This is a genomic window from Corynebacterium choanae, from assembly GCF_003813965.1.
Taxonomy (GTDB): domain Bacteria; phylum Actinomycetota; class Actinomycetes; order Mycobacteriales; family Mycobacteriaceae; genus Corynebacterium; species Corynebacterium choanae.
The window spans coordinates 1560095-1584937 of sequence record NZ_CP033896.1 but is presented as its reverse complement, the minus strand read 5'-3'; the positions used below and the strand labels follow the sequence as shown (position 1 = coordinate 1584937).

The 24843-nt window shown below is 57.2% G+C and carries 18 protein-coding genes; 17 read left to right on the top strand and 1 reads right to left on the bottom strand.

Going from position 1 to position 24843, the window contains the following annotated elements; genetic code table 11:
* Positions 1–169: 169 nt before the first annotated feature.
* From metK to fmt, 3 genes are all read left to right on the top strand, one after another.
* Entirely contained in the window at positions 170–1381 is a 1212-nt protein-coding gene (gene metK, locus CCHOA_RS05655; RefSeq protein WP_123928020.1) for a methionine adenosyltransferase, read from the top strand.
* A gap of 11 nt (positions 1382–1392) precedes the next feature.
* On the top strand, positions 1393–3411 hold the full coding sequence (locus CCHOA_RS05650) for a primosomal protein N' (protein ID WP_123928017.1): 2019 nt from the start codon (positions 1393–1395) through the stop codon (positions 3409–3411).
* Positions 3412–3597: 186 nt separating this feature from the next.
* Complete coding sequence (fmt, locus tag CCHOA_RS05645; protein ID WP_123928014.1) at positions 3598–4551, top strand: methionyl-tRNA formyltransferase; 954 nt, start codon at positions 3598–3600, stop codon at positions 4549–4551.
* A gap of 54 nt (positions 4552–4605) precedes the next feature.
* Here the strand turns inward: fmt and CCHOA_RS10925 are convergent, their stop codons facing one another.
* Positions 4606–4866, bottom strand: a complete 261-nt coding sequence (locus tag CCHOA_RS10925) for a hypothetical protein (protein WP_245992307.1) — start codon at positions 4864–4866, stop codon at positions 4606–4608.
* Positions 4867–4868: 2 nt separating this feature from the next.
* Here CCHOA_RS10925 and CCHOA_RS05640 point away from each other — a divergent pair, with 2 nt between their 5' ends.
* The 14 genes from CCHOA_RS05640 (at position 4869) to CCHOA_RS05575 (ending at position 24836) form a co-directional block, all read left to right on the top strand.
* Entirely contained in the window at positions 4869–6284 is a 1416-nt protein-coding gene (locus CCHOA_RS05640; RefSeq protein ID WP_245992255.1) for an RsmB/NOP family class I SAM-dependent RNA methyltransferase, read from the top strand.
* A 210-nt stretch (positions 6285–6494) separates the two neighbouring features.
* Complete coding sequence (gene rpe, locus CCHOA_RS05635; RefSeq protein ID WP_123928008.1) at positions 6495–7169, top strand: ribulose-phosphate 3-epimerase; 675 nt, start codon at positions 6495–6497, stop codon at positions 7167–7169.
* 277 nt (positions 7170–7446) lie between these two features.
* Entirely contained in the window at positions 7447–8073 is a 627-nt protein-coding gene (locus tag CCHOA_RS05630) for a riboflavin synthase (RefSeq protein ID WP_123928005.1), read from the top strand.
* A gap of 221 nt (positions 8074–8294) precedes the next feature.
* Entirely contained in the window at positions 8295–8810 is a 516-nt protein-coding gene (locus CCHOA_RS05625; RefSeq protein ID WP_377739780.1) for a PH domain-containing protein, read from the top strand.
* A 460-nt stretch (positions 8811–9270) separates the two neighbouring features.
* Positions 9271–11436: an excinuclease ABC subunit UvrC gene (gene uvrC, locus CCHOA_RS05620; RefSeq protein WP_123928002.1), complete on the top strand. Its 2166-nt coding sequence runs from the start codon at positions 9271–9273 to the stop codon at positions 11434–11436.
* Between the two features lie 117 nt (positions 11437–11553).
* The gene (rapZ, locus tag CCHOA_RS05615; protein ID WP_123927999.1) at positions 11554–12453 is read left to right on the top strand and encodes an RNase adapter RapZ; all 900 of its coding nucleotides are present in this window, start codon (positions 11554–11556) and stop codon (positions 12451–12453) included.
* Positions 12454–12610: 157 nt separating this feature from the next.
* Positions 12611–13642 carry a gluconeogenesis factor YvcK family protein gene (locus CCHOA_RS05610; protein WP_123927996.1) on the top strand — a complete coding sequence of 344 codons (1032 nt, stop codon included), beginning with the start codon at positions 12611–12613 and terminating at the stop codon, positions 13640–13642.
* Between the two features lie 520 nt (positions 13643–14162).
* Positions 14163–15152, top strand: coding sequence for a DNA-binding protein WhiA (gene whiA / locus CCHOA_RS05605; protein ID WP_123930892.1), 990 nt, complete (start codon positions 14163–14165; stop codon positions 15150–15152).
* Positions 15153–15718: 566 nt separating this feature from the next.
* A complete protein-coding gene (gene gap, locus CCHOA_RS05600) occupies positions 15719–16723 on the top strand; it encodes a type I glyceraldehyde-3-phosphate dehydrogenase (RefSeq protein ID WP_123927993.1) in 1005 nt (334 codons plus the stop codon).
* A gap of 319 nt (positions 16724–17042) precedes the next feature.
* Positions 17043–18257, top strand: a complete 1215-nt coding sequence (locus CCHOA_RS05595; RefSeq protein ID WP_123927990.1) for a phosphoglycerate kinase — start codon at positions 17043–17045, stop codon at positions 18255–18257.
* Between the two features lie 309 nt (positions 18258–18566).
* Positions 18567–19340, top strand: a complete 774-nt coding sequence (gene tpiA, locus CCHOA_RS05590) for a triose-phosphate isomerase (protein ID WP_123927986.1) — start codon at positions 18567–18569, stop codon at positions 19338–19340.
* Between the two features lie 441 nt (positions 19341–19781).
* On the top strand, positions 19782–22535 hold the full coding sequence (ppc, locus tag CCHOA_RS05585) for a phosphoenolpyruvate carboxylase (RefSeq protein ID WP_123927983.1): 2754 nt from the start codon (positions 19782–19784) through the stop codon (positions 22533–22535).
* 449 nt (positions 22536–22984) lie between these two features.
* Entirely contained in the window at positions 22985–23218 is a 234-nt protein-coding gene (gene secG / locus CCHOA_RS05580; RefSeq protein ID WP_123927979.1) for a preprotein translocase subunit SecG, read from the top strand.
* Positions 23219–23618: 400 nt separating this feature from the next.
* Entirely contained in the window at positions 23619–24836 is a 1218-nt protein-coding gene (locus CCHOA_RS05575; protein ID WP_123927976.1) for a hypothetical protein, read from the top strand.
* Positions 24837–24843: the final 7 nt, after the last annotated feature.

Here is a 24843-nt window from a genome sequence, read left to right as displayed (position 1 = left end):
CTATATTGGGTGAAGCATTGTGAGTAGCATTGGATGGTGTGCAGGATCGGGTGAGATGCCTGTTTTGCGGTGTTCGTAAAGCTGGTTTCGCCGCAGGCCAGTTGCACCAGGCTATGTCTTTTTGTGTATGTAGTGTTCAAAAAATTTTCAGTAAGGCTTGGATTGTTCTATGCAACATGCAACACGTCTGTTTACCAGTGAGTCAGTCACTGAAGGCCATCCAGACAAGATCTGTGATGCGATTAGCGATCTTATTTTGGATGCAATGCTTACTGTTGATCCGCATTCCCGTGTCGCCGTGGAGACGGTGGTGACCACCGGTTTGGTGCATATCGTCGGCGAAGTGCGGTGTTCTGGGTATGTGGAGATTCCGCAGCTGGTGCGGCAAAAGTTGAAAGAGATCGGCTTTACGTCGTCGCAGGTGGGTTTTGATGGTGCCACCTGTGGGGTGACTGTGGCTATCGGTGAGCAGTCTGCGGAGATCGCCTCGGGGGTGGAGCACTCCACTGAGGCGCGTGGTGGACTCACTGAGGCGCGTGATCAGGCAGGTGCGGGGGATCAAGGGTTGATGTTTGGGTATGCCACCAATGAAACCCCAGAATTGATGCCGTTGCCGATTGCGACTGCTCATAAGCTGGCTCGTCGGTTGACGGAGTGCAGGAAGCGTTCCATCATTCCAGGATTGCGTCCGGACGGGAAAACCCAGGTGACGTTTGCCTATAACGAGGCTGATGAGCCGGTGCGCATCGACACGATTGTGGTGTCCACTCAGCATGCTGAGGATGTTTCGCAGGATTGGTTGGCAGAGCAGATTCGTACCCATGTGGTCGATGAGGTAGTGGCTGCTGCCGGCTTGGAGCGGTTTATTGATGATGATTTGCAGCTGCTGGTGAACCCTTCGGGTTCGTTTACTGTGGGCGGTCCGATGGGGGACGCCGGGCTGACCGGCCGCAAGATTATTGTCGACACCTATGGTGGGATGGCTCGCCATGGTGGTGGTGCGTTTTCTGGGAAAGATCCGTCAAAGGTTGATCGTTCAGGTGCTTATGCTGCCCGGTGGGTGGCGAAAAATGTGGTGGCTGCAGGGCTTGCTGATCGCTGCGAAGTGCAGGTTGCCTACGCTATTGGGCGGGCGAAGCCAGTCGGTCTTTATGTGGAAACCTTTGGTACCGCCCATCACGGGTTGGGGGACGAAGAAATTCAGGCTGCTGTGGAACAAGTGTTCGACCTGCGGCCGGCGGCAATTATTGAAGATCTTGATCTGCTTCGCCCAATCTATGCACAAACTGCAGCATATGGGCATTTCGGTCGGGATGATTTGGAGTTGCCGTGGGAGCGTCTTGATCGCACCGAGCAGCTGCAGGCGGCTATTAACTTGTAGAATCGTTGACTATGACAGACACCCGTGCCCACCAGTTTCCTGGCAGTGTGGCACGGGTGTTGCCGTTGGTTGGGGTGGCGACGGTGGATCGTCTTTTTGATTATGCGATTCCGCCGGAACTGCAGGGGGTATGCCAGCCAGGTTGTCGGGTGCGTATCCGGTTTGCTGGGCGGCGGATTGATGGTTTGGTGTGGGAAGTCGCCGATGAGACCACCCATGAAGGTGCATTGTCGCCCATTGTGCAGATGCTGGGGGATGTGCCGGTTATGCCACCGGTGATGCAGCGGGTGTGTGACAGTTTGACGGAGCGCTATGCGGCGGTCACCAGCGATGTGGTGCGGGCGATGCTACCGCCTCGGCATAAGGGTGCCGAACAGGCCGATTTTGCCACTCCATTTGCTGATCTGGGTGCTGCGGAGGAACCCGATTTGTCGCCGTGGGCGATGTATCAGCGGGGGCAGGCGTTTGTGGAGGCTGTGCTGAGTGGAAAACCGGCACGCGCAGCGTGGCAGATTTTGCCTGGGGATGATGGGATGGTGGCGCTGGCGGCGCTGGTGTGCAAAGTAGCGATTGACGGTGGCGGGGTGGTGTGTGTTTTGCCGCACCAGCGGCAGGTGGATCGGCTTGCCGCAGCGTGCCGGGAGTGGCTGGCCGCGAAACAAATCACGGTGTTCACTGCGAATCTTGGGCCGCAGGCACGGTATCGCCGTTTTCTTGCCGCGTTGCAAGGGCAGGCACGGTTGGTGATCGGTACGCGGTCGGCAGTGTTTTCCCCGGTGGAGCATTTACGGTTGCTGGTGGTGGTCGATGACGGCAGTGATCAGCTTGTTGATCCGCGGGCGCCATATATTCACGCCCGGGAAGCGGCGACGACTATTGCCGCGAAACGGCAAGCAGCGTTGTTGTTTGCTTCCCAGGGACGTACCGCAGAAGTCCAATATTTCGTGGAAAGCGGCTGGGTGCATGACATCTTGCCCAGTTCGGACCGGATCCGAGCTGCCGCACCGCTGGTGCGGGCAACAGCCGATAGCGACGCGGCACTGGCACGGGATCCGCTTGCTAACAGAGCCCGGATTCCGCAGTTGGCGTTTACCTCGATTCGGGAGGCGCTAGCACGCAACGCGAGTGTGCTGGTGCAGGTACCGCGTGCTGGCTATGTGCCGGCGTTGGCGTGTCAACGTTGTCGTACTCCTGCGCGCTGCCGGTGGTGTGGAGGGCCACTTGCTTGGCCGGATACACATTCGGTGCTGGAGTGTCGCTGGTGTGGCCGCCCTGATGGCGCCTATCGATGCGGCGAATGCGGGGGAACCCAGCTGCGCTCGCAGGTGGTGGGGGTTCATCGCACCGCCGAAGAACTAGGACGTGCTTTTGCGCCTACCCCGATAGTTACTAGTGGGGGGAGCCACATTGTCGACGAGCTGGAACCAGGTCCTGCCCGGCTGGTGATCGCCACGCCTGGGGCGGAGCCGGTGTGTCCAGGCGGCTACGGGGCAGCGGTGCTGCTCGACGGGTGGGCTACTGTTGGCCGGCAAGATCTCAGAGCCTGGGAACGGGGTCTTCGCCAGTGGATTCGTGCCATGAGTTTGGTGCAGTCGCGGTCCACCGGGGCGACGGTCACCATTGTTGCTGAAGCATCGCTGCCGCCGGTGCAAGCAGCAATCCGCTGCGACCCGGTGGGCTTTGCAAGCAGTGAATTGCGGAAACGTCGGGAAGTACATCTGCCACCGGCCGTGCATATCGCGGCGATTGATGCACCAAGTGAAGTGTTGCGGGAATGTGCCGGTGTGGTACAGCAGCTGGCCGAAGCAGAAGTGTTAGGGCCGGTAGCTATCCCTGCAAGCCAACCGCTGCCCGGGGGGTGGGATGAAACCAGTCGCAGCAGTGCGCTGCGCCTGTACGTGCGGGTACCGGCCACAGTTGCTGCCCGGCGCGAACTTGGCCAGTGGTTGCGCCGGCTTCGGCAGCGCAAAGCAACCGGTGCCTGTGCTGTTCCACTGCGGATTCAAGTCGATCCGATCGATATTGGGTAGCAGGGTGTACCTGTCGCTGCTGGTTAGTGCTAGGTTTGTCAGCAGCAGCCGCAACCCTCGTTTGTTTTTCGTGGCGCCTCACGAGCTGTTCGTTGCAGGTGTGCGAGATTTTCGGAGTGAAGGGGTTGCGTTGCGGTGGATCACGTGTTCATGTCGAGGTCAAAAAGAAAGGCACTGAAGACTATTATGCGTCTGGTGTTTGCGGGAACCCCGCTGCCGGCAGCACTGTGTTTACAGGCGCTGCTGGAGCAACAACAACACGAAATTGTCGGGGTGATGACCCGCCCAGATGCCCGCCGGGGACGTGGCCGCACGTTGCATCCTTCCCCGGTGAAAGAGCTTGCGTTGCAGGCGGGCATACCGGTAGTGGAAACCACTACGCTACGGGCAGGGGATCCGGCCGGGGACGCGGCACGTGCCCAGCTGCAAGCCTGGCAGCCTGATTGTGTTCCCGTGGTGGCGTTCGGGGCACTGATTCCGAAGGATTTGTTGTCGATCGCGCCGCACGGATTTGTCAACGTGCACTTTTCGTTACTGCCACGCTGGCGTGGTGCTGCCCCCGTGCAGGCGGCGATTGCCGCCGGTGACAGCACCACCGGGGTGACTACCTTCCGCATTGACGAAGGGCTCGACACTGGTGATGTGCTGCTGACAACTTCGGTACCGATCGACGACACCACTACCGCTGAAGCACTATTTCATACGCTGGTGGCGCGCGGTGGCAGGTTGCTGTGCGAAACTATGGATCAACTCGCGGCCGGCAGTGTAGTGGCTCAGCCACAAACCGGGGAACCAACCTATGCGGCAAAATTTACCGCCGCCGACGCGCAGGTGGATGTGACGGCATCTGCCACCGCGATCAGTAGGCAGGTACGGGCGTTTACTCCCTCCCCAGGGGCGTGGCTGATGTGGGATGATATGCGGCTTAAAGTTGCCGACCCGCAGGTGGTGGCGGCCGCCGAGATGGCCGGCACTGGTGCACCGGGCTCGATTGTGATGCTTGGCGAGAAGCCGGTGATGCGCTGCGGTGACGGAAACGGCATCGCCTTTGGGCGGCTGCAGCCGCCCGGAAAACCAATGATGGAGGCGGCCGCGTTTGTTCGTGGCCGACGTGAATTCGAAAGGGCACAACTGTCGTGAGTGGAGGGTTTCGATCCCGGGCGAAAGGGACTGTGCCGCAACAGGCGAAACAAGTCAGCGAAAAACTTCGCCGCCAGTCGGGGCAAACATCGACTGGGCAGCATACCGATCGTGACGCACACCGTCAGCAGCGAGCTGAAACACGCGATTCCCGTAACCAGGCTGCATCAACCGACCGTCCCCGGCGGCAGCACCATGGAGCGCAGTCCAATGGTGAGCGGACGACCAGTCGTCGTGATAGTCGCCCCCGTCAAGATGATCGACGGTTCTCACGACAACACGAGCGGACATCCCGGCGGCAAGAACGCCCGCCATGGCTGCACGGGGTGGACAAAGCCCGGCAGGTAGCAGTGACGGTTCTGACTCGGGTGCGGGAAGATGAGGCCTATGCCAACTTGTTGCTGCCAAACCTGCTGGAACAGTCTGGTCTGATCGGTCGAGATGCCGCATTCGCCACGGAGATCACCTATGGCACCCTGCGGACTATCGGTGTGCTTGACACGCTGCTCGACGAGATTTCTTCCCGACCACTCAACCAACTCGACGGAGTTGTGCTGGACTGTTTACGCTTGGGTGTCTACCAGGTGTTATACACCCGGGTGGAGGCTCATGCCGCAGTCGATACGACGGTTCGTCTCGCCCAGGGGCTAGTCGGTAATCAAGTCACCGGATTCGTCAACGCACTAATGCGAACCGCAACACGGCTACCAGCAAAGCAATGGTTCGCGCGCCTTGCTCCGCAAGACCCGCTCGCCAACCTGGCGTTCCACCATGCGCATCCGGTGTGGATCGCCGAGGCGCTCGCCACCGCCTTGGCGGCTCATCGAATCGGCGACGTTGCCCCTGCAGCGATCCAGCAGGCGCTAGCAGACCCGGCAATGCACGAAGAACTCGGCCGGGCACTGGCTGCCGACTCGGCGCGACCAGTGGTCCATCTGGTGGCACGGCCTGGGGAGCTCACCGTTGAGGAACTGTGTGCGTTGACCGGCGCCGAACCGGCGACATATAGCCCATATGGGGCGTATCTTCCCGGAGGCCGTCCGGGGGACGATCCGATTTTCGCTGAGCGCCTTGCCAGCGTGCAAGATGAAGGCTCCCAACTCATTGCGCGCTTAGCTGCCACAGCCCCACTGGACGGCGCCGATCAAGGCCGCTGGCTTGATTTGTGCGCGGGTCCTGGTGGCAAAGCAGCACTGCTCACAGCTCTTGCCACTATTGACGGAGCCCACGTTGATGCTGTCGAACCCATGCCGCATCGAGCCGCCCTGGTACGCCAAGCGCTGCAAGGACTCGACCCCCATTCGTGGACAGTCCATGTTGGTGACGGTCGAAGCGTTGAGCTTGCCGGCGAATATGACCGCATTTTGGTCGATGCTCCCTGTTCCGGGCTTGGGGCGCTGCGTCGACGACCAGAGGCACGATGGCGCAAAACCGCAGACAGCATTCCCGAACTGAACACGCTGCAACAAGCACTGCTCGATCGAGCGATACAACTCGTCCGCCCCGGCGGCATTGTGGTGTATGCAACCTGTTCGCCGCATGTGGAAGAAACACGCCACATCGTCGACACTGCGCTGGCCGCCCATCCTGAGATCACCGAACAACCCGTGGCCGATCTGTTGTGCGGTATGCCAGACACCGGTGCCTTCGCCTCGGCACAAATGTGGCCACATCTGCACGGCACCGACGCTATGTTCGTTTCGCTGCTGAGAAAATCACCCAACCTCCCCTAAACGTTGCCACCGGCAAGAACCCGACCCGGCGGATAACGCTTGCGCCTACACTGTGGGGTAAACGTCTCACCAACCACGGTTGGCACAATGCCAAGTGATGAGGCAAGACATTCCCCGGCGTGCAACCTAGTGAGTATCTGATTCAGAACCAATCGTGGGTGGCTGGACTACCATCCACCATTGCTACAAACACCCCAAGGAGAATCCGTTATGGCGGCACCAATTATTGCCCCTTCCATACTGGCAGCCGACTTCGCATATCTTGCCCGCGATATTGCTGCGGTGGACAACGCTGATTGGATTCACGTTGACATCATGGACGGTCATTTTGTGCCGAATTTGAGCTTTGGCCCTGACATCACCGCAGCCGCACATCGCGTCACCGACCTGCCACTGGATGTGCATCTCATGATCGAAAACCCCGGCAAATGGGTCGACCAGTATGTGGATGCCGGCGCCAGAACGGTCATTATTCATCAGGAAGCTGCCAGCGATTGGCGAGCGATCTGCAAACACCTGCGCAGCAGTGGAGTCAACGCAGGTGTGGCAATCAAACCAGGTACCTCTGTTTCGACAATTATCGATCATCTTGCAGAGATTGATGAAGTGCTCATTATGAGTGTTGAACCAGGGTTCGGTGGACAATCCTTCATGCCTGAGGTGCTCGATAAGGTGGTTGCCTTGCGGCAGCGTATCGATGAGGAGAACCATCCGACGGTAATCAATATCGACGGCGGAATTAACCAAGACACTATTGCCCAAGCTGCAGCTGCCGGTGTTGATGCGTTCGTGGCCGGTTCGGCAGTATTCCGGGCAGCTGATCCTGCAAGTGAAGTCGAGCAGCTGCGACGGTTGGCGGCTGCCGGGAACCCGCGGCTGCAATAATCTTTTGCACCATCATTGAGCGTCAATCCCGGAGGTTGCACGGTAGGTGGTGCAGCACAGCAACATCAGAGCACACACGCTGCTGCGCGTGGCGAAAAGCCGCTGCACCCGACGGCGATGCACCCCCATTTGGTCTTGTCCGACACCGTGTTTACCCGGGGTGGGCACGCAAGGGGAGGTGGTGCGCTACACTTTGGAAAATCTAGTTGCGGACAACAGTGTTGGTTTTTGCCCGCAAAGACTGTGAAAATTCCCCAAGATTTGAGGAAGCGAAAGAATGTTTACCGGAATCGTGCATAACGTTGGCACCGTAAAAGTTCGTCGCGACTTGGAAGATGCCTGCGAATTTGTCATCACCGCACCGGCACTGCCGAGCGAGGTACTGCACGGCAACTGTATGGCAGTCAACGGCTGTTGCCTGACTGTGTCTGAAGTGGACGGCGACGACTTCACAGTGTTGGTGATGTTGGATACGCTTTCGGTAACCAATCTCAAGCGCCTCTCGGTGGGGGACAAGGTCAACCTGGAAAACCCCCTGACCCTGGCAACCCCTCTCGGCGGCCACATGGTGCAAGGCTTCGTCGATATCGAAGTGCAGCTTTTGCAGCGTAAATCCTTCGCCAACTTTGACACCTTGCGTTTCGGTATTCCTGACGAGTTCAACGCCTATATTGTGAATAAAGGTCCGGTGGCTCTTGACGGTGTGTCACTAACGGTATTTGAACGGGGTACCGACTGGTTTGAAGTGTCGATGATCCCGATGACCCTCGATGACACAATTTTCGGGGAACTTCCAGAAGGCGCATACGTCAACCTTGAAGTTGATCTGTTCGCTAAATATGTTGAGTCGATGCTGGCAATGCGAGAGATGCGTGATCTTCCCCCGCAGAGCCATACCGCCTAGCAGCTATCGCCGTCTTCAGGCTTACGTTGGCGGGGCAATGCTAGCTTTCGCAACCGGGTTGGTAGTCTAGCTTGCAGTCCACCTGGTGTGCGTTTGTTTGTAGACTGCCTCGCCTATCAGCGGCCCCTGTTGTGGTTGCGTAACATATCAGCGCAGCTACTTTGCGCGGTTTTCGCGGATCAAGCAAAGCAACCAGCCCCCTGCCCGCAAGAAGGATACACGTGTCAGTAAACAATGCTGCTCAAAGCAATGATCTGGTGCAATATGCCATAGCCGACGGTGCGTCCACGTCGCTGAATCCGTGGGAATTTGAACACAAATCCAAGCGGCTAGTCGTTGTCGCCTGGATTGCAGTAGCAGTGATTATGGCAGTGCACATCTTTATGGCTATCGTCGTCGGTATCGGCGACACCGGAGTGCGTGTCACACCCATTGATCAGTGGTCATTTGTTGGCCTAGGGATCGTGTTTTCAGCTGTGGCTTTGGGTATTACCCGTCCACGGGTGCGCGCTAACTGTGACGGTGTTGAGGTGCGGAACTTCACCGTTGCCAGGTTCTACCCGTGGCAAGTGGTCTACGGGTTGTCCTTTCCGAAAACTGCCCGGTGGGCGCGTCTTGAACTGCCAGAGTTTGAATTTGTGCCATTGATGGCCTTTCAAGCGGCAGACGGCGAACATGTAGTAACGGCTGTCCGAAAATTCTCGGAATTGGAAGACAAATACATGCCGGAGGACTAAAAGTTCGTCCGTTTTTCGCCGCATGCAGGAAAGCAGGATCGGCGAATAGAACTGTGTAGCGTGGCGCGAGTACAGGCTGAGTATCGCCTTAGGCCTAGCCCTGAAGCCTGCGAGGCGGCGCCGAATGATGCTGGGTACTGGTCGTCGTCGGCAGGTCAGGTGTCAGCCCGAATCAAAACTGGTCACTACTGCACGTGTAGTTGCCTCACCCGCACTTGAGGATGTTTCAGGCAGGTGGGTGTGTCCTGGAGGAGGCCACGTTTGTCCGCCCTGATTTCGGGCGGTGCGCTTGGAGCATCGCCGGGGAGTTGCGCCCCAGACATTGTTTGCATCTTGCAGTAAGTGAGCCGGTGTAAACAAGCGATGCAACAGTGTCGTGGCAACAGTCGCCGTTCCAAGCAGGAAATCACGTAGCGTATATGCGTCGAGGTTGTTCTACCACCACTTCCAGGAGGTAATAGTGGCGGATCCGTCCACCTATCGCCCGGCTCCCGGATCTATTCCCACAGATCCTGGGGTGTATAAGTTTCGAGACGCTGAGCAACGGGTGATCTATGTTGGCAAAGCAAAGTCGCTTCGCCAGCGGTTGAACTCGTATTTTGCTGATCTTTCCCAGCTGCATCCCCGCACCCGGCAGATGGTTACAGCGGCGTCATCAGTGGAGTGGACAGTAGTCGGCTCTGAGGTCGAGGCCTTGCAGCTGGAATATACCTGGATCAAAAAATTCGATCCACGGTTTAACGTGAAATATCGGGATGATAAAAGCTACCCGTATCTCGCAGTCAGCGTTGGTGAACAATTCCCGCGTGCCTTCGTCTATCGCGGACCGCGAAAGCGCACTATTCGCTACTTTGGCCCCTATTCACATGCGTGGGCGATTAGGGAAACACTGGACTTGCTGACCCGAGTGTTTCCGATGCGTACCTGCTCGAAGGGAGTGTTTCAGCGGCATCAAACCTTGGGGCGCCCTTGTCTTTTGGGATACATTGATAAATGTTGCGCCCCATGTGTTGATCGGGTGAGCGCCGCCGAGCATCGTGAGATTGTAGACGGTTTTGTTCGGTTCATGGCCGGGCGAACGGATCAGGTCGTGGCAACACTAACGCAACAAATGCAGGCAGCAAGTGAAGAATTAGATTTCGAAAAAGCTGCTCGTCTGCGCGATGATTTGGGGGCAATCGAAAAAGTCATGGAACGTCAAGCTGTCGTGTTTGGCGATGGTACCGACGCTGACGTTCTAGCCGCCTACATCGACGAATTAGAAGTTTCCCTTCAACTGTTTCATGTGCGGCAAGGCCGTATTCGCGGCCAGCGTGGATGGGTGGTGGAACGTTCAGGGCAACGGGGAAACGCCGCGCTTGGTGACGGTACCGGGCTGCCAGACAATCAGGGGGATAACGAGCATAAAGGTCGCAACACAGATTCGGCTGACGATGCTGTCTCCACGGATGCTGTACCAGCTGATGTTGCTGAATTGGTGCAGCATTTTCTGGTGCAGTTTTATACCGACGCGGTGGAAGCCACAGGAGAGGTCGATACTGCGATAACGCGTCGTGGTGTTGACCGAGATGAGCATCGTGATCTCAGCGAGGTATCCCCGGTTCCGAAGGAAGTATTGCTCAACGTCGCTCCAGCTGATGTGGAGCAGACGGCCGCATATCTGTCACGGCTGCGTGGCAGTACTGTTGCTGTGCGGATTCCGCAGCGAGGTGAAAAGGCTGCGCTACTCGAGACAGTCGAAAAGAATGCAGCCGAGGCGCTGAGACGGCATAAAACCAAACGGGTTGGTGATCTTACTGCCCGATCAGAGGCGTTGAACGATATCGCGGCGGCGTTAGGTATGTCGCAGGCTCCATTGCGAATTGAATGTACTGACATCTCCCATATTTCTGGGCATGATGTGGTTGCCTCACTGGTGGTGTTCGAAGATGGGTTGCCGAAGAAAAGTGACTATCGTCGCTATAAGATTCGCTACGCCGCTGGTGATGGCCACTCCAACGATGTCGCCTCTATTGCGGAAGTGACCGCGCGTCGTTTTCAACGGCATCCTACGGCAACAACCGCCGGTGATCAGCCCACTGTGGTGGAAGAATCCACTGACGGGAAACGGTTCGCCTATCCGCCGCAACTTTTCATAGTTGATGGTGGCAAACCCCAGGTCAATGCGGCAGCTGAAGTGTTCGCTGAATTGGGTATCACCGATGTGACGCTGGTCGGGTTGGCAAAACGTTTGGAGGAATTATGGCTTCCTGACGATGACGAACCGGTGATTATTCCGCGTGGTTCGTCGGCGTTGTACATGTTGCAGCAGATCAGGGACGAAGCGCACCGCTTTGCAGTTACTTATCATCGCCAGCAACGGTCGAAACGGCTTCGGGTCTCCGCGCTCGATGATATTCCTGGTGTTGGGCCTACCCGAAAAGCGCAGTTGATGCGCACGTTTGGCAGTGTGAAGCGCCTCCGGGAAGCGGCAGTGGAAGACATTGCGGCAATTCCCGGATTTGGGGCAAAACGTGCAGCACAGCTCTTCGCAGCTTTGCATCCTCAAGATGGTGCGAGCTCGGCAGTAGAGGAGGCGGGCAAACAGGCTTTGGCGCGTAATGTTGACTCGGCAGCCGAGCCCTAAGTGGCATGCCCGTCAGGGGGAGCCGAAGATCCTACTGTTTACGCTGTGTAGGGCAGGTTCGGGGCAACGGTAATGACGCCGCTATTTTCCACTTCACCGTGCCGGCTTTTCGCTAGGATGAACCCTATGACTGACCCCGCACAGGATACCCCGATTTCGCAAGCCCCCGTGATTATCACCGGAATGTCTGGCGCTGGGCTTTCCACCGCCGCCCGGGTTATGGAAGATATGGGCTGGTACACAGCACAAAACCTGCCCTACACCTTGATGGTCGATTTGGTGGAAAAGTGCCGAGAGCTCTCCCCGCCGATCAATAAGGTGGCAGTGGTGACAGATGTGCGGTCAAGAGATTTTGGCGGTGACCTCACCGCGATCGTCAAACAGCTGCAGATCCGGTTTAATAATCCGACATTGCTTTTTCTCGATGCGCGAGATGATGTGTTGGTGCGCCGGTTTGATTCGGTGCGGCGTACCCATCCACTGCAGGGATCTGGGACGCTACAAACCGGGATCAGCCGGGAACGGGAGCTGCTTGCACCGGTAAAAGAAATGGCTGATTTGGTGATTAACACCTCCGAGCTGTCGCTGCATGATTTGCGGCGGGTGATGCAGAACTCGTTTGCCACGTTAGCGAATCAACGGCAGCACATTACTGTCCAGTCATTCGGGTTTAAACATGGTGCCCCAACCGATGCGGATATTGTTGTTGATGTGCGGTTTTTGCCGAATCCTTACTGGGTGCCCGAGTTGCGACTGTTCCGGGGTACAGATGCGGCGGTAAGCGACTATGTTTTACAGTCTGCTGACGCCCAACAGTTTGTGCAGCGGTTTGTCGATATGTTGCAGGGGATGATGGCCGGCTATCGCCGGGAGGGGAAGTCGTTTGTTTCGGTCGGTGTGGGCTGTACTGGTGGTCATCATCGGTCGGTGGCTGTTGCGGAGGAGTTAGCGAAGCGGCTGCAAGCGCTCGATGGTATCGATGTCACTGTGATGCACCGGGATATTTCCCGCGGATAGTGAATGGTTTGCTCGGTGTTGCGTTGGGCTTGCTACGACGAGGCTTGCTACTGCGCGCGAGTCGCTGGTGCTGTGGCGTGCTGGTTTTGCTTTGACGGTGCCGGTGTTGCGAATTGATAAGTTCGTATTGTTTTCTTGAAAAGACTGCGGTGAGACTATGACTTCGACTGCTTGTGAGCGTCAACTCCATTTGCCGGCTGCACTTGACCGGGTCGCCTGTTTGGGCGGTGGTCATGGGCTGTTTCAAACGCTGCGTGCTGTGCGTGCATTGCAGGTGCCGTTTATTCATGCCATTGTGACCGTGGCCGACGACGGCGGTTCGTCGGGCCGTATCCGTCGGGAGCTCGGGCAGATCCCCCCTGGTGATTTGCGGATGGCGTTGGCAGCATTATCTGCTGACACTGAGCAAGGCAATCTGTGGGAGACACTCATTCAGCATCGGTTTGGCGGTAATGGAGCGCTCGCTGGCCATTCGGTGGGGAATTTGCTGCTAGCCGGGTTGGTGGATGTGCTGGGTGACGAGGTGGCCGCCCTCGATGAGGTTGGCCGGTTGTGTGGTGTGCGTGGCCAAGTGTTGCCTATGGCTAACGAGCCGCTGGAAATTGAGGCAGATGTTTCTGGTCTGGATGATGATCCGCGGGTGATGCGGACTGTACGTGGACAGGTGGCGGTTGCTACGACACCGGGTGGTGTGCGTCGGGTACGTCTTGTGCCGCATGCGCCACAGCCTTGTCCAGCTGCTGTGGACGCTATTCGACAGGCCGATCTGGTGACGTTAGGGCCGGGTAGCTGGTTTACTTCGGTGATTCCACATCTCTTGGTGCCGGCGATTGTCGATGCGCTGCGGGAGACTGCAGCGGTGAAAGTCGTAATGGTGAACCTTACCGCGGAGCCAGGGGAGACGGCAGGGTTTTCTGCTGAGCGTCATATTCATATGATGGCGCAGCATGCCCCGCGTTTGCGGGTTGATCATGTGGTGGTTGATCGGTCGGCGGCGCCTAGCAGCTATGAACATGGCCATCTCCGGCGGGCGGCTGCCGCATTGGGCGCTGATCTGGTGTTGTGTGACATGCGTGAAGACAGCGGTTCACCGCAGACCTATCGCCATGATCCGGTGAAGCTGGCTCGTGCATTGGCACAAACTTTTGAGCTTGGTGCAGGCGAAGCGGGCGCACTGCAGAGTTTGTGAGCGACAGTGTGCTGCGTCTGCTTTCGGCAAATGCTACGGGCGGGCAGGGGAGTGAAGCATCGACCTGTTTCGCTGTACACGGCGACGCAGTGAGCTGGGTGGGAGCCTCGGGAAGGAAAGCACCTTTTAGTGTTCATAGTTGAGTCCACAGCGTAGGTGAGGCTCGGGTATGCTATCGGGATACGTTTTACCCCCCTGTGTTGCACGCTGTTACCTGCGCCATAGTGGTCGATGGGATTCTTGCAGCCTGCTGTAGCAGCGGTGTCGTCTCGTCGCCAGCCAGATTGTCGGAGGCCTCCCACGGCATTGGATATTCTCTGCTCACGGCTACTGGTTGCGTTGGTTCCTGGTTTCCACCTGTCACGGCTGTGGTGGCTGGCGTGTTTGGAGTGATTGCCAGCGAGCGCATCCCAGCCTATTTTTATCAGGCTGCTTGATTCTTTTCGGATCAGGGCGATGCGGTTATGCCGGGTAGAAGCATTATTGGGTTCATTGAGGAAGGTTGCTCGCTGATATGTCGATGACGTTGCAGGTCAAACAAGAGCTTGCGGCTGTGGAGGTGACCCGGCCGATGGTTCGCGCGGCCGAGGCGACGGCGTTTTTACGCTTTGCCGGGGAACAATATGACACCCCGTTCGGCACCCGGCTGCGGCTAGCGCTGGACACTGAAGCTGCTGCCCGGCGGGCGGTTCGGATGCTCAACGAGGCGTTTGATGCGGGTGCGTGTGTGCAGCGTAGTGCAGAACAGGGCACTGGGGGATTAGGACGATTCCATATTGCGGTGGATCGTCCCGCCGCGGTGGTGCTGCGCGATGCAGAGCTGGTCACCCGTTCTGGTGTACGGATTGTGGGACTGCCGCCGAAACTGGTTTCCGGGACGATTGTTGAGGGGGAAGCGGTGTGGCGAGCAGCGTTGTTGTGTCATGGTACGTTGACGGAATCTGGTCGTTCGTCGCTGGAAATTGTTTGCCCAGGGGTGGAGGCAGCAATGGCGTTGGCCGGTTGTGCACGGCGAATGGGGTTGCATGCCCGTACGAAAGAAGCCCGCGGTCATGAACGGGTGTATCTGCGTGATGGGGAAGCGATCGGAGCGCTGCTCACCCGCCTTGGAGCGCATCGCAGCAGGTTGTTCTGGGAGGAGCAGCGGCTACAGCAGGAAGTACGGTCGACGGCGAATCGACTGGCGAATTTTGATGACGCAAACCTGCGCCGGTCGGCGCAGGCAGCGACCGCTGCGGCCGCCAAAGTCGAGCGTGCCATGGAGATTTTGGGTGATGATGTGCCAGACCATCTGTTGGAAGCAGGTGCCCTGCGCATCCGTTATCGCAAAGCGTCGCTGGAAGAGCTAGGTCGCCTATCCGATCCGCAATTGACGAAAGATGCCATTGCTGGACGTATTCGACGGTTGGTTTCCATGGCCAATAAACGAGCCCAAGAACTTGGTATCCCCGGTACTGCTGTAGCTGCTTCCGCTGCTGGTGAACAAGCGGCTGACAGCGAGGAGCACTAGTCACCAGCGCAGGTGTGGTCTGGGATTGAGTATGCCTGTTTGCGTGAGATGCCGACACAAACCCGGCTAGTGTGACAACAAACACATCCTGATCTCCTGTGTGTTCGCTAACGGCAAACTATGGACTTCAAATCAGGAATTGGTGTTATTTTTCCCCCGAGTGGGGGGTAAGTTCGCAACGTTCGTCACACAAGAGGGCAAAAAGCTCGATTTATATGCCCGATAGTGTCCGTTTGTGTTTTTTTGTGTCCGATTTTTTCCGCTCAAACCGGGTTTCTTGGGGAGATTTTCGGGTTTTTCCCTACCAATCGGGCGCGACACCCGGTAATGTGGGCTGTGCTGACCACGATGGGTAGCAAGCCGCACTTGTTGGACAGTGCACCGTGAAACAGCCAGTTGGATTCGTTACAACTATCAACTGAAGCTGTAATCCACCGCCACTTGTTCCAATCCGCGGAGTTGTTACCTATTGCTCACGGAATATGCACAGCAGTTGCACTGCAATCTGCTGCAGTGTGCTTCGTGCAGTAAGCAATCTTCTACCCCTATATCAAGGAGAACCAATCGTGTCGATTCGCGTAGGTATCAATGGCTTCGGCCGCATCGGACGCAACTTCTTCCGCGCTCTGAGCGAGCGTGGCTCGGACATCGAGATTGTTGCCGTCAATGACCTTACCGACAACAAGACCCTCGCTCACCTGCTCAAGTACGACTCCACCCTGGGGCGTCTGGGCAAGGAAGTCACCTACGACGACGAGTCGATCACCGTTGATGGTCACCGTATTCTCGTGTTCGCTGAGCGGGATCCAAAGAACCTGAAGTGGGGCGAGAACAACGTCGATATCGTTATCGAGTCCACCGGTTTCTTCACCGATGCGGAAGCTGCGAAGGCTCACATCGATGGTGGCGCCAAGAAGGTCATCATCTCTGCTCCGGCAAAGAATGAAGACGCAACCTTCGTCGTTGGTGTGAACCACACCGACTACGACCCGGAGAACCACCACATCATCTCCAACGCATCTTGCACCACCAACTGCCTGGCTCCAATGGCTAAGGTGCTCGACGATGCGTTCGGTATCGAGCGTGGTCTGATGACCACCGTTCACGCATACACCGGCGACCAGCGTCTGCTCGACGCACCGCACCGCGACCTGCGTCGTGCCCGCGCTGCTGCGATCAACATGGTTCCTACCTCCACCGGTGCAGCTAAGGCTGTTGCTCTCGTGCTTCCTCAGCTCAAGGGCAAGCTGGACGGCTATGCAATGCGTGTGCCGCTGCCAACCGGTTCCGCCACCGACCTCACCTTCACCTGCTCGAAGGAAGTCACTGTGGAAGAAGTCAACGCAGCGATCAAGAAGGCTGCTGAGGGCGAACTCAAGGGTGTGCTCGCATACACCGAGGATCCGCTGGTCTCCACCGACATCGTCACCGACGCTCACGCTTCGATCTTCGATGCCGGCCTGACCAAGGTCATCGGCGACCAGGTGAAGGTTGTCTCCTGGTACGACAACGAGTGGGGCTACTCCAACCAGCTGGTTACCCTCACCGAATATGTTGGCGAGCGTCTCTAAGAAAGCTCACCGGTGTAGCTGTCGGTGCATCACCAACGCGCCATTGATGGGGTAAATCGGAGCCAAGGTTCCGCTTTGGTGACGCCACCGTACTGCACAACTTGAACTACCCTGACAGCCCCGGGGTGTGCCCCGGCACACCCCGGGGCTGTCTGCATCATGAACTCGTCGCCAATTGCGCTGGTTGATGATGCGACAAGCCCGCTGAAACGGGCTTTTCCCCGAGTATCGGGTCTACGACACTCCTGCCGGCTCAGGCGTGGTGTGCTGCGGCTTGTCGCCGCACACACCGTAATGAACGAAAGAATAGAACTTCCACATGGCTGTAAAAAATCTCACCGATCTGCTCAACGAAGGTGTCGAAGGTCGCCACGTACTCGTGCGTAGCGACTTCAACGTTCCACTCGACGACAATGGCCAGATCACTGACCCTGGCCGTATCGATGCATCCCTGCCAACGATCACCAAGCTGCGCGACGCCGGTGCCCGGGTTATCCTCATGGCTCACCTTGGCCGGCCAAAGGGAGAGGTAAACCCGAAGTATTCGCTGGCACCAGTTGCCGAAGCACTGTCGGAGCGCCTTGACCAATATGTGGCACTTGCTGCAGACACTGTTGGCGAAGATGCTCACGAACGTGCAAACGGCCTCAACGATGGCGATGTACTGCTGTTGGAAAATGTGCGCTTTGATCCACGCGAAACCTCCAAGGATGAGGCTGAGCGCACCGAGTTCGCCACGCAGCTTGCCGCGCTGACCGGTGACAATGGCGCATTTGTCTCCGATGGTTTTGGGGTGGTTCACCGCGCGCAGACTTCTGTTTACGATGTGGCCAAGCTGCTGCCGCACTACGCCGGTGAACTGGTTGAAAAAGAGATCACGGTACTCGGTAATGTCGCGAAAGATCCGAAGAAGCCCTATGTGGTCGTACTCGGCGGCTCGAAGGTTTCCGACAAGCTGGGAGTGATCGAAGCGCTAGCACCAAAGACCGACTCACTGATTATCGGCGGCGGCATGTGCTACACCTTCCTCGCCGCTATGGGCATCGACGTGCAGGAATCGCTGCTGCAGGAAGAAATGATTGACACCTGCAAGCAGTTGCTCGACACCTATGGTGACGCCATCGTGCTGCCTGAGGATCTGGTTGCCGCTAAGGAATTCGATCGTAATGCCGAAAAGCAGATCGTAGAGCGTGACGCCATCCCAGCTGGTTGGCAGTCGCTCGATATTGGACCGAAGTCGGTGGAAAAGTTCGCAGCGAAGCTCGCCGAAGCCAAGACCATCTTCTGGAACGGTCCGATGGGCGTGTTTGAATTCCCGGCGTTCGCTGAAGGCACCAAGGGTGTCGCACAGGCCATGATCGATGCAACCGCAAACGGGGCATTCTCGGTCGTCGGTGGCGGCGACTCGGCTGCTTCCGTGCGCCTGCTCGGCCTGGACGAAGATGGCTTTAGCCACATCTCGACCGGTGGCGGGGCTTCCCTGGAGTTCCTGGAGGGCAAGACGTTGCCGGGTGTGGACATCCTCTCCCAGTAACACTGGTGGCCTTTCCGCTATAACCAGCGTGTTACCAGTGTGCTGTGGCACAGCTGGAACACGCTGGTAGGCGGCGCATCAACGGCCTGCAGACTGGTGTTCACAGAGCAACAGTTTGCGACTGTATCGTTGCAGCAGCTGGTAGCTGTAATATGCAGGTAGCGCATGCTGCAACACGCAAAATCTTTCAACTTCATTCTGGTGCCGTGAGGGCTGTGCAGCGCAAACAGTGTTGCGCCGACACTGTCGATTCGCCCCCACCGGCACCATCGAACGCTAAATTCTTTTCTCAAGGACTGTGACAACACTATGGCACGTACTCCACTGATTGCTGGCAACTGGAAGATGAACCTCAACCACAAAGAGGCCATCTCCTGTGTCCAGAAGCTCGCCTTCGCGCTTTCCGACGAATACTACGATTTGGTTGACGTCGCCGTAATGGTGCCGTTTACCGACATTCGTTCCGTGCAGACCCTCGTCGACGGCGACAACTTGAAAATCACCTACGGTGCACAAGACATCTCCCAGCATGACGCGGGCGCCTACACTGGTGAAATCTCCGGATCAATGCTGAGCGCATTAGGCTGCTCGTGGGCAGTCATTGGGCACTCTGAACGGCGCGACTATCACGGCGAATCCGATGAGCTGGTCGCCAACAAGACGGCTGCAGCGCTGCGCCACAATATCACCCCGATCGTGTGTGTGGGTGAACCATTAGAGATTCGCGAAGCTGGCACCCACGTCGACTATGTCACCACCCAGCTGAAGGCCTCGCTTGCTGGTTTAAGTGCGGAAGATCTGAAGAAGATCGTTGTCGCCTATGAGCCAGTGTGGGCAATCGGCACCGGTAAAGTTGCTTCTGCTGCCGATGCACAAGAAGTGTGCCATGCGGTTCGTGGCGCATTGGCTGAACTCGCCGACGAGGCGACCGCTGATGCTATCCGCGTGCTCTACGGTGGTTCGGTGAAGGCGGAAACCGTCGCTGAACTCGTCGCCCAGCCCGACGTGGACGGTGGACTTGTCGGTGGTGCTTCCCTCGACGGTGAAGCATTCGCCAAGCTGGCTGCAAACGCCGCCAAGTAGTACAACACTCCCACATTGTGCGCAACCATCTGCTGTGAATACTGTTCCTTGGGGAACAGATCAACACTACTGCTTGGGATGTGCACCGAGGTGGAGTAATGCAACGGTTCTTTCGTCACTGGAAACACCGCTCAGGTGGGTGTTGTGGCGGTGGAACCGTTTCGCATTTTTCACCTATTTCGCGTGTTGCACGGCTCCACCGGCGAACTGATTCAGTAATCACCGCTGCTCGCCGGGGAAGCCTGCAGCAGCGGTGGGTAGCTGATAGTGCTGCTGGTGGGCCGCTATGGAATAGATGACTCCCGGGACACCTCAAACGATCGGGTCAAGTACATCGATTAGTTAACCTCACTGCGTCAAACGGGCTCTCCGGGTTCCTTCGGGTGCCGGTGGCTTCAGTTCTTTTTTCAAAAACCGACTTGGAAGGTGAATGACACCATCGTGAATGATCAATTACGGCAAGATATTCGTCATCTCGGGCGGATACTCGGGGAGGTGATTGCCGAGCAGGAAGGCCAGGAAATGTTCGACCTGGTGGAAACCTGTCGCCAAGCCGCCTTCGAGATCACGATGGGTGATGGGGAACTTTCCTTGCTCACCGATGTCATCGCCGACCGCAGCGCCGATGAGCTACTCACCGTGGTTCGCGCCTTCTCCCATTTTGCCTTGCTCGTAAATCTGGCAGAAGACCTCCATGATGACGCGAACCGGTTGAGCAGTCTCGCCGCCGGCGACCCGCCAAAAGACTCCACCCTTGCTGCCACTTGGGCAAAGTTGGACGCAGCCCAGCTTGACCCGGCAACGGTTGCTACCGCTTTGGTGAATCCGCAGGTTGCGCCCGTGCTCACCGCACACCCCACTGAGACTCGTCGCCGCACTGTTTTTGATGTGCAAAAAGATATCACCGACTATATGGTGCAGCGCCACGCTTGGTTAGGGCAGGAAGATAATGCGCGCGCCGCTGGGCAACTAGCCCACCTTGATACGGCGATTCGCCGCCGCATGACGGTGCTGTGGCAAACTGCGCTCATCCGGGTGGCACGTCCTCGGATCGAAGACGAAGTCGAAGTCGGGTTGCGCTACTACACTTTGTCGCTGCTGGAAACCATTCCGCGGGTTAACCACGATGTTTATCGCGAGTTGTCCCACCGCTATGGGCAGGATCATGCGCCAGCGGCAATGATCCAACCCGGTTCGTGGATTGGCGGCGACCATGACGGTAATCCGTATGTCACCGCTGCAACGGTAAACTATGCAACCACTCGGGCAGCGCACACAGTGCTGAAGTATTACACTCGTCAGCTCCACGAATTGGAACATGAGCTGTCCTTATCAGACCGGTTGACGAAGGTGACTGACGACCTTGCAGCTCTTGCCGAACGCGGCCACAACAATGTTCCTTCCCGGGTGGATGAACCTTACCGGCGGGCAGTACACGGTATGCGCGGCCGGATGATCGCCACCCAGGCAGCACTCATCGGCACCGATTCGGTCGAAGGCAGCTGGTATGCCGTCCACGAGCCGTATCCGGACGCCGCCGCGTTTGCAGCTGATTTGGCGGTTGTGGAACGTTCGCTGCGCAGCACCCATGACGATCTCATTGCTGATGATCGGCTGGCAAAAATCCAAGCAGCAGTTGCCTCCTTCGGATTCCATCTGTACTCGCTGGACTTGCGGCAAAATAGCGAATCCTTTGAACAAGTCATCGCCGAGATGTTTCGGCAGGCACAGGTCACCGAAGACTATGCAGGTTTGGGCGAAGCGGAGAAATTGCAGCTGCTTCTTGCCGAGTGCACCAATCCTCGTCCACTTCTTGGGGCGCACCGGCCAGCGTTGAGTGAGCCAGTAGAGCGGGAATTAGCTATTGTTGCTGCCGCCCGCGACGCGGTGCAGCGTTTCGGCTCCGCGATGGTGCCGCATTGCATTATCTCTATGGCGCAGAGTGTGACCGATATTCTAGAGCCGATGGTGCTGCTCAAAGAATACGGATTGATCACCGTCGATGAGCAGGGACAGCTTCATGGCGAGATTGATATTATTCCGCTGTTTGAAACCATCGAGGACTTGCAGGCAGGCAGCAGAATTTTGCAGCAACTGTGGGATATTCCGCAGTATCGTGCCTATCTGGCGGGTCGGGGAGACCTGCAGGAAGTCATGCTGGGATATTCCGATTCGAATAAAGACGGTGGCTATTTTGCAGCGAACTGGGCGCTCTATGACGCCGAGATCGCTATCGTGGCAACAGCAAAAGCCAACCGGATCGGTTTGCGGTTCTTCCACGGCCGGGGCGGCACAGTCGGGCGCGGTGGTGGACCTTCCTACGACGCTATTTTGGCTCAACCCGCCGGTGCTGTGCGTGGGAGTGTGCGGATCACCGAACAGGGTGAGATCATCTCGGCGAAATATGGTTCACCCAAGTCTGCCCGCCGCAATCTTGAAGCGCTTGTCTCTGCCACTATCGAGGCTTCACTATTGTCCGGTGAGCCGCGTGATGATCGCCGGGATGCAATCGAGATTATGCGCGCAATCAGTGAACTGTCCCAGCAAAAATATGCTTCGCTGGTGCACGATGATCCTGGCTTTATTCAATATTTCACCACCTCCACACCGCTAGCTGAGATCGGTTCGCTCAATATTGGGTCGCGTCCAGCGACCCGGAAACAAACCAATACGGTGAGCGATCTGCGGGCGATCCCGTGGGTGCTTTCCTGGTCACAATCCCGAGTGATGTTGCCGGGCTGGTATGGAGTAGGCACCGCATTATCGCAGTGGATCGACGGTGATGATGCAAAGCTGCAACGCCTGCAACAACTCAGCACGACCTGGCCATTTTTCAACTCGGTACTGTCAAACATGGCGCAGGTGATGTCGAAAGCAGATATGCGGCTAGCGCGCCTGTACGCCAATCTTGTTCCAGATAGGGAAGTAGGCGACCGGATCTATGGGCAGATCGTAGACGAATACACTCTTACCCGGGAGATGTTCCAGCAGATCACCGGCCGGGAATCGCTGCTTGCAGATAACCCGGAGCTCCAACGTTCTGCCCGGAAACGCTTCCCTTATCTGTTGCCATTGAACTGTATCCAGCAGGAGATGCTGCGCCGCTATCGTGACGGTGCCACAGATGACTCAGTTGCGGCAGTCATTGTATTAACAATGAACGGGCTGTCCACCGCACTGCGCAACTCGGGTTAGGCAACGCGCCGACTGCCGGCGCAGCAGGCATTCACACTCCTGGCAACACTGCGGGGCATGAGGTGATTAACGATCTCATGCCCCTATTGCCACGGTGGTGTGCGCTGCTGTTAGCCCAGGTTGTTCACGGGTTGGTCTAAAGTCTTGGACTGATTGACTGATTGGTCGAAGCCGCAGCAGAAGTGATTGCTTCTGCTGTTTCCAGCAAAGATTCCAAAGGTGTGACACGCCCGGCGGGTAACCGATTGCCTTGTTTATTGTTCAAGCTGGTAGACTGCTTTGACGGCCACTGCGCGAGTAGTATTCTGTCGATCTTGGCAACAGCCAAGGCAACAGCAAGGTTTGTCTTATTGCCTTGTTTTCAGCATCGCTTCGCGCAGGTCAACTCCCGCCAAATGATGGCTTCGGTCAGGTGGGCAGTGTGCAACTCGTACTGACGAAAGACGCTCATGGTTTTAACTCTCCAAATTATCTTGGTTATCGCAGCTGTGCTGATGACCCTGTTCGTTCTGCTCCACAAGGGCAAGGGCGGCGGCTTGTCGAGCCTGTTCGGTGGTGGCGTCCAGTCGAATCTTTCCGGTTCGACCGTGGTGGAAAAGAACCTCGACCGGGTGACGATTATCTGCATCATCATCTGGCTCGCCTGCATTATTGCGCTGAACCTGCTGCAGGCCTACGCCTAGAGCCACAGCGCACACCAACTCTTAGCGGATCAGTTTCACCAACTGATCCGCTCGTTGTCGTTGGCAGGGCTGGAAATGTTCAGGGGGTAGGCGAATCCTGCATGGAAACAGTCTTGTGGCTACTGGCTCGCCGCTTCCGAGCTGGCCTTGCGGCAGACAACCAATTACAGCAGAGCCGACAAACTTGAGATTGAACACTGCAGTGTCGGCACAGTGCAGCCGACCCGGCGGTTGCACACCCCCGCCACAGCAGCCCGCTTGATGATTAGTGCAGCTCGGAACGGCGCATCCCACCAGTGAGCCTTGTGTGGCCGCTTTTTCAAGTGGTAATGCAAACTAACGTTCGAATTTGCTGAGAATGTGTGGCCTTTTGTGCGGTGCGTACGTCAAACTAAGTGCTATGTCCGCAACATTGCTGCACACCAGGTTTACCACCGAAGGTCAGGTCGTACTCTGGTTTGGTACCAAGGACGACTCATTGACAGTCGCCGAGATCGACCACTTGGTGTGTCCTGTCTGGTTCGATGTGTTCGCCCAACTGATTCGTTTGACGAGCCGGATTTTCGTACCAGAGGACTATGGGAAGACGGTGACTTCGCGGCCGCGGCGTGGCGCACAATCAACTCCGAAAACCCTGCTCAACGCGTTCGACGTGGCTGACCGTGTGTTTCCCGATGCGGAAGGGGAAGTGGCCTCTGAGTTCGGGTTTATTGCTTATGACACGATGTGGGTGGTGCCTGGTTATTGGGCGCTGCGCGGCTATATGCGTGTAGCTCGTTTTGGTGGTGCTCCTGAATCAACCAAGCACGTGAAGGGTGAAGCCATCAGGGGGTGGCAGGCAACGTCGACTCTTCGGCAAGACCCCTTGATGCGCGATTTTCTTGCAGATCTCGATCCGATAGCCCCACCGGAGATGAATCCATCAGATGATGCGACACGTGCGAGAATCATCCATCAGCTAGCGGTTGCTTTGCTTGCCCGCATGTGGGCGGTGACCGCCGGGAGGCGCGGCAACGTCAGTCGACCTTTGCTTTTGAGACAAGATCTACCGCATGCCACAGCGAAGACATGTAGCAATTTTCGGCAGTGGTTTTCTGCTCTCGACGCGGCAAGATACCCACTTTTGCTCGGAGTCAGCGCGGTGAAGCTGGCTGGGGAAGCCAGGCATGCGTTAAACGACGAGTCGCTGGCAGGTGGATCTGTCCGTGTGGCCATGTTGTACCAGCACAAACCACCGTTTCACCCTGCACCACTTGGTCTGAGCAAACCTACCAGACAACGGCTCCGGCCGGATGCTGCCGAGCTTCCCAGAAAAACGCAGCATGCTGCGCGCCACGGATGGGTTTGCGCTGGTGTTGCGGAACTCCGTGGAAGAACACATCAGAGTGCTGCAAGGCGCTATAGCCTCTCCGGTTGGACGGAGAGCAGTATCGCCGGATTTCATCAGCGTACTTGGAAGGATCAAGAATTGACGACGCTGAGTATCTTGCACCAGCTTGGGGGTGATTCACCAGCCCCACGCGACACCTACAAGCAACTCCGGGACTTTTATACAATATTCATCGAGCGCGACCCGGAAACGGAAAACCCTTCCGCGACATTCACATCGTCTCCTTGACAACCTG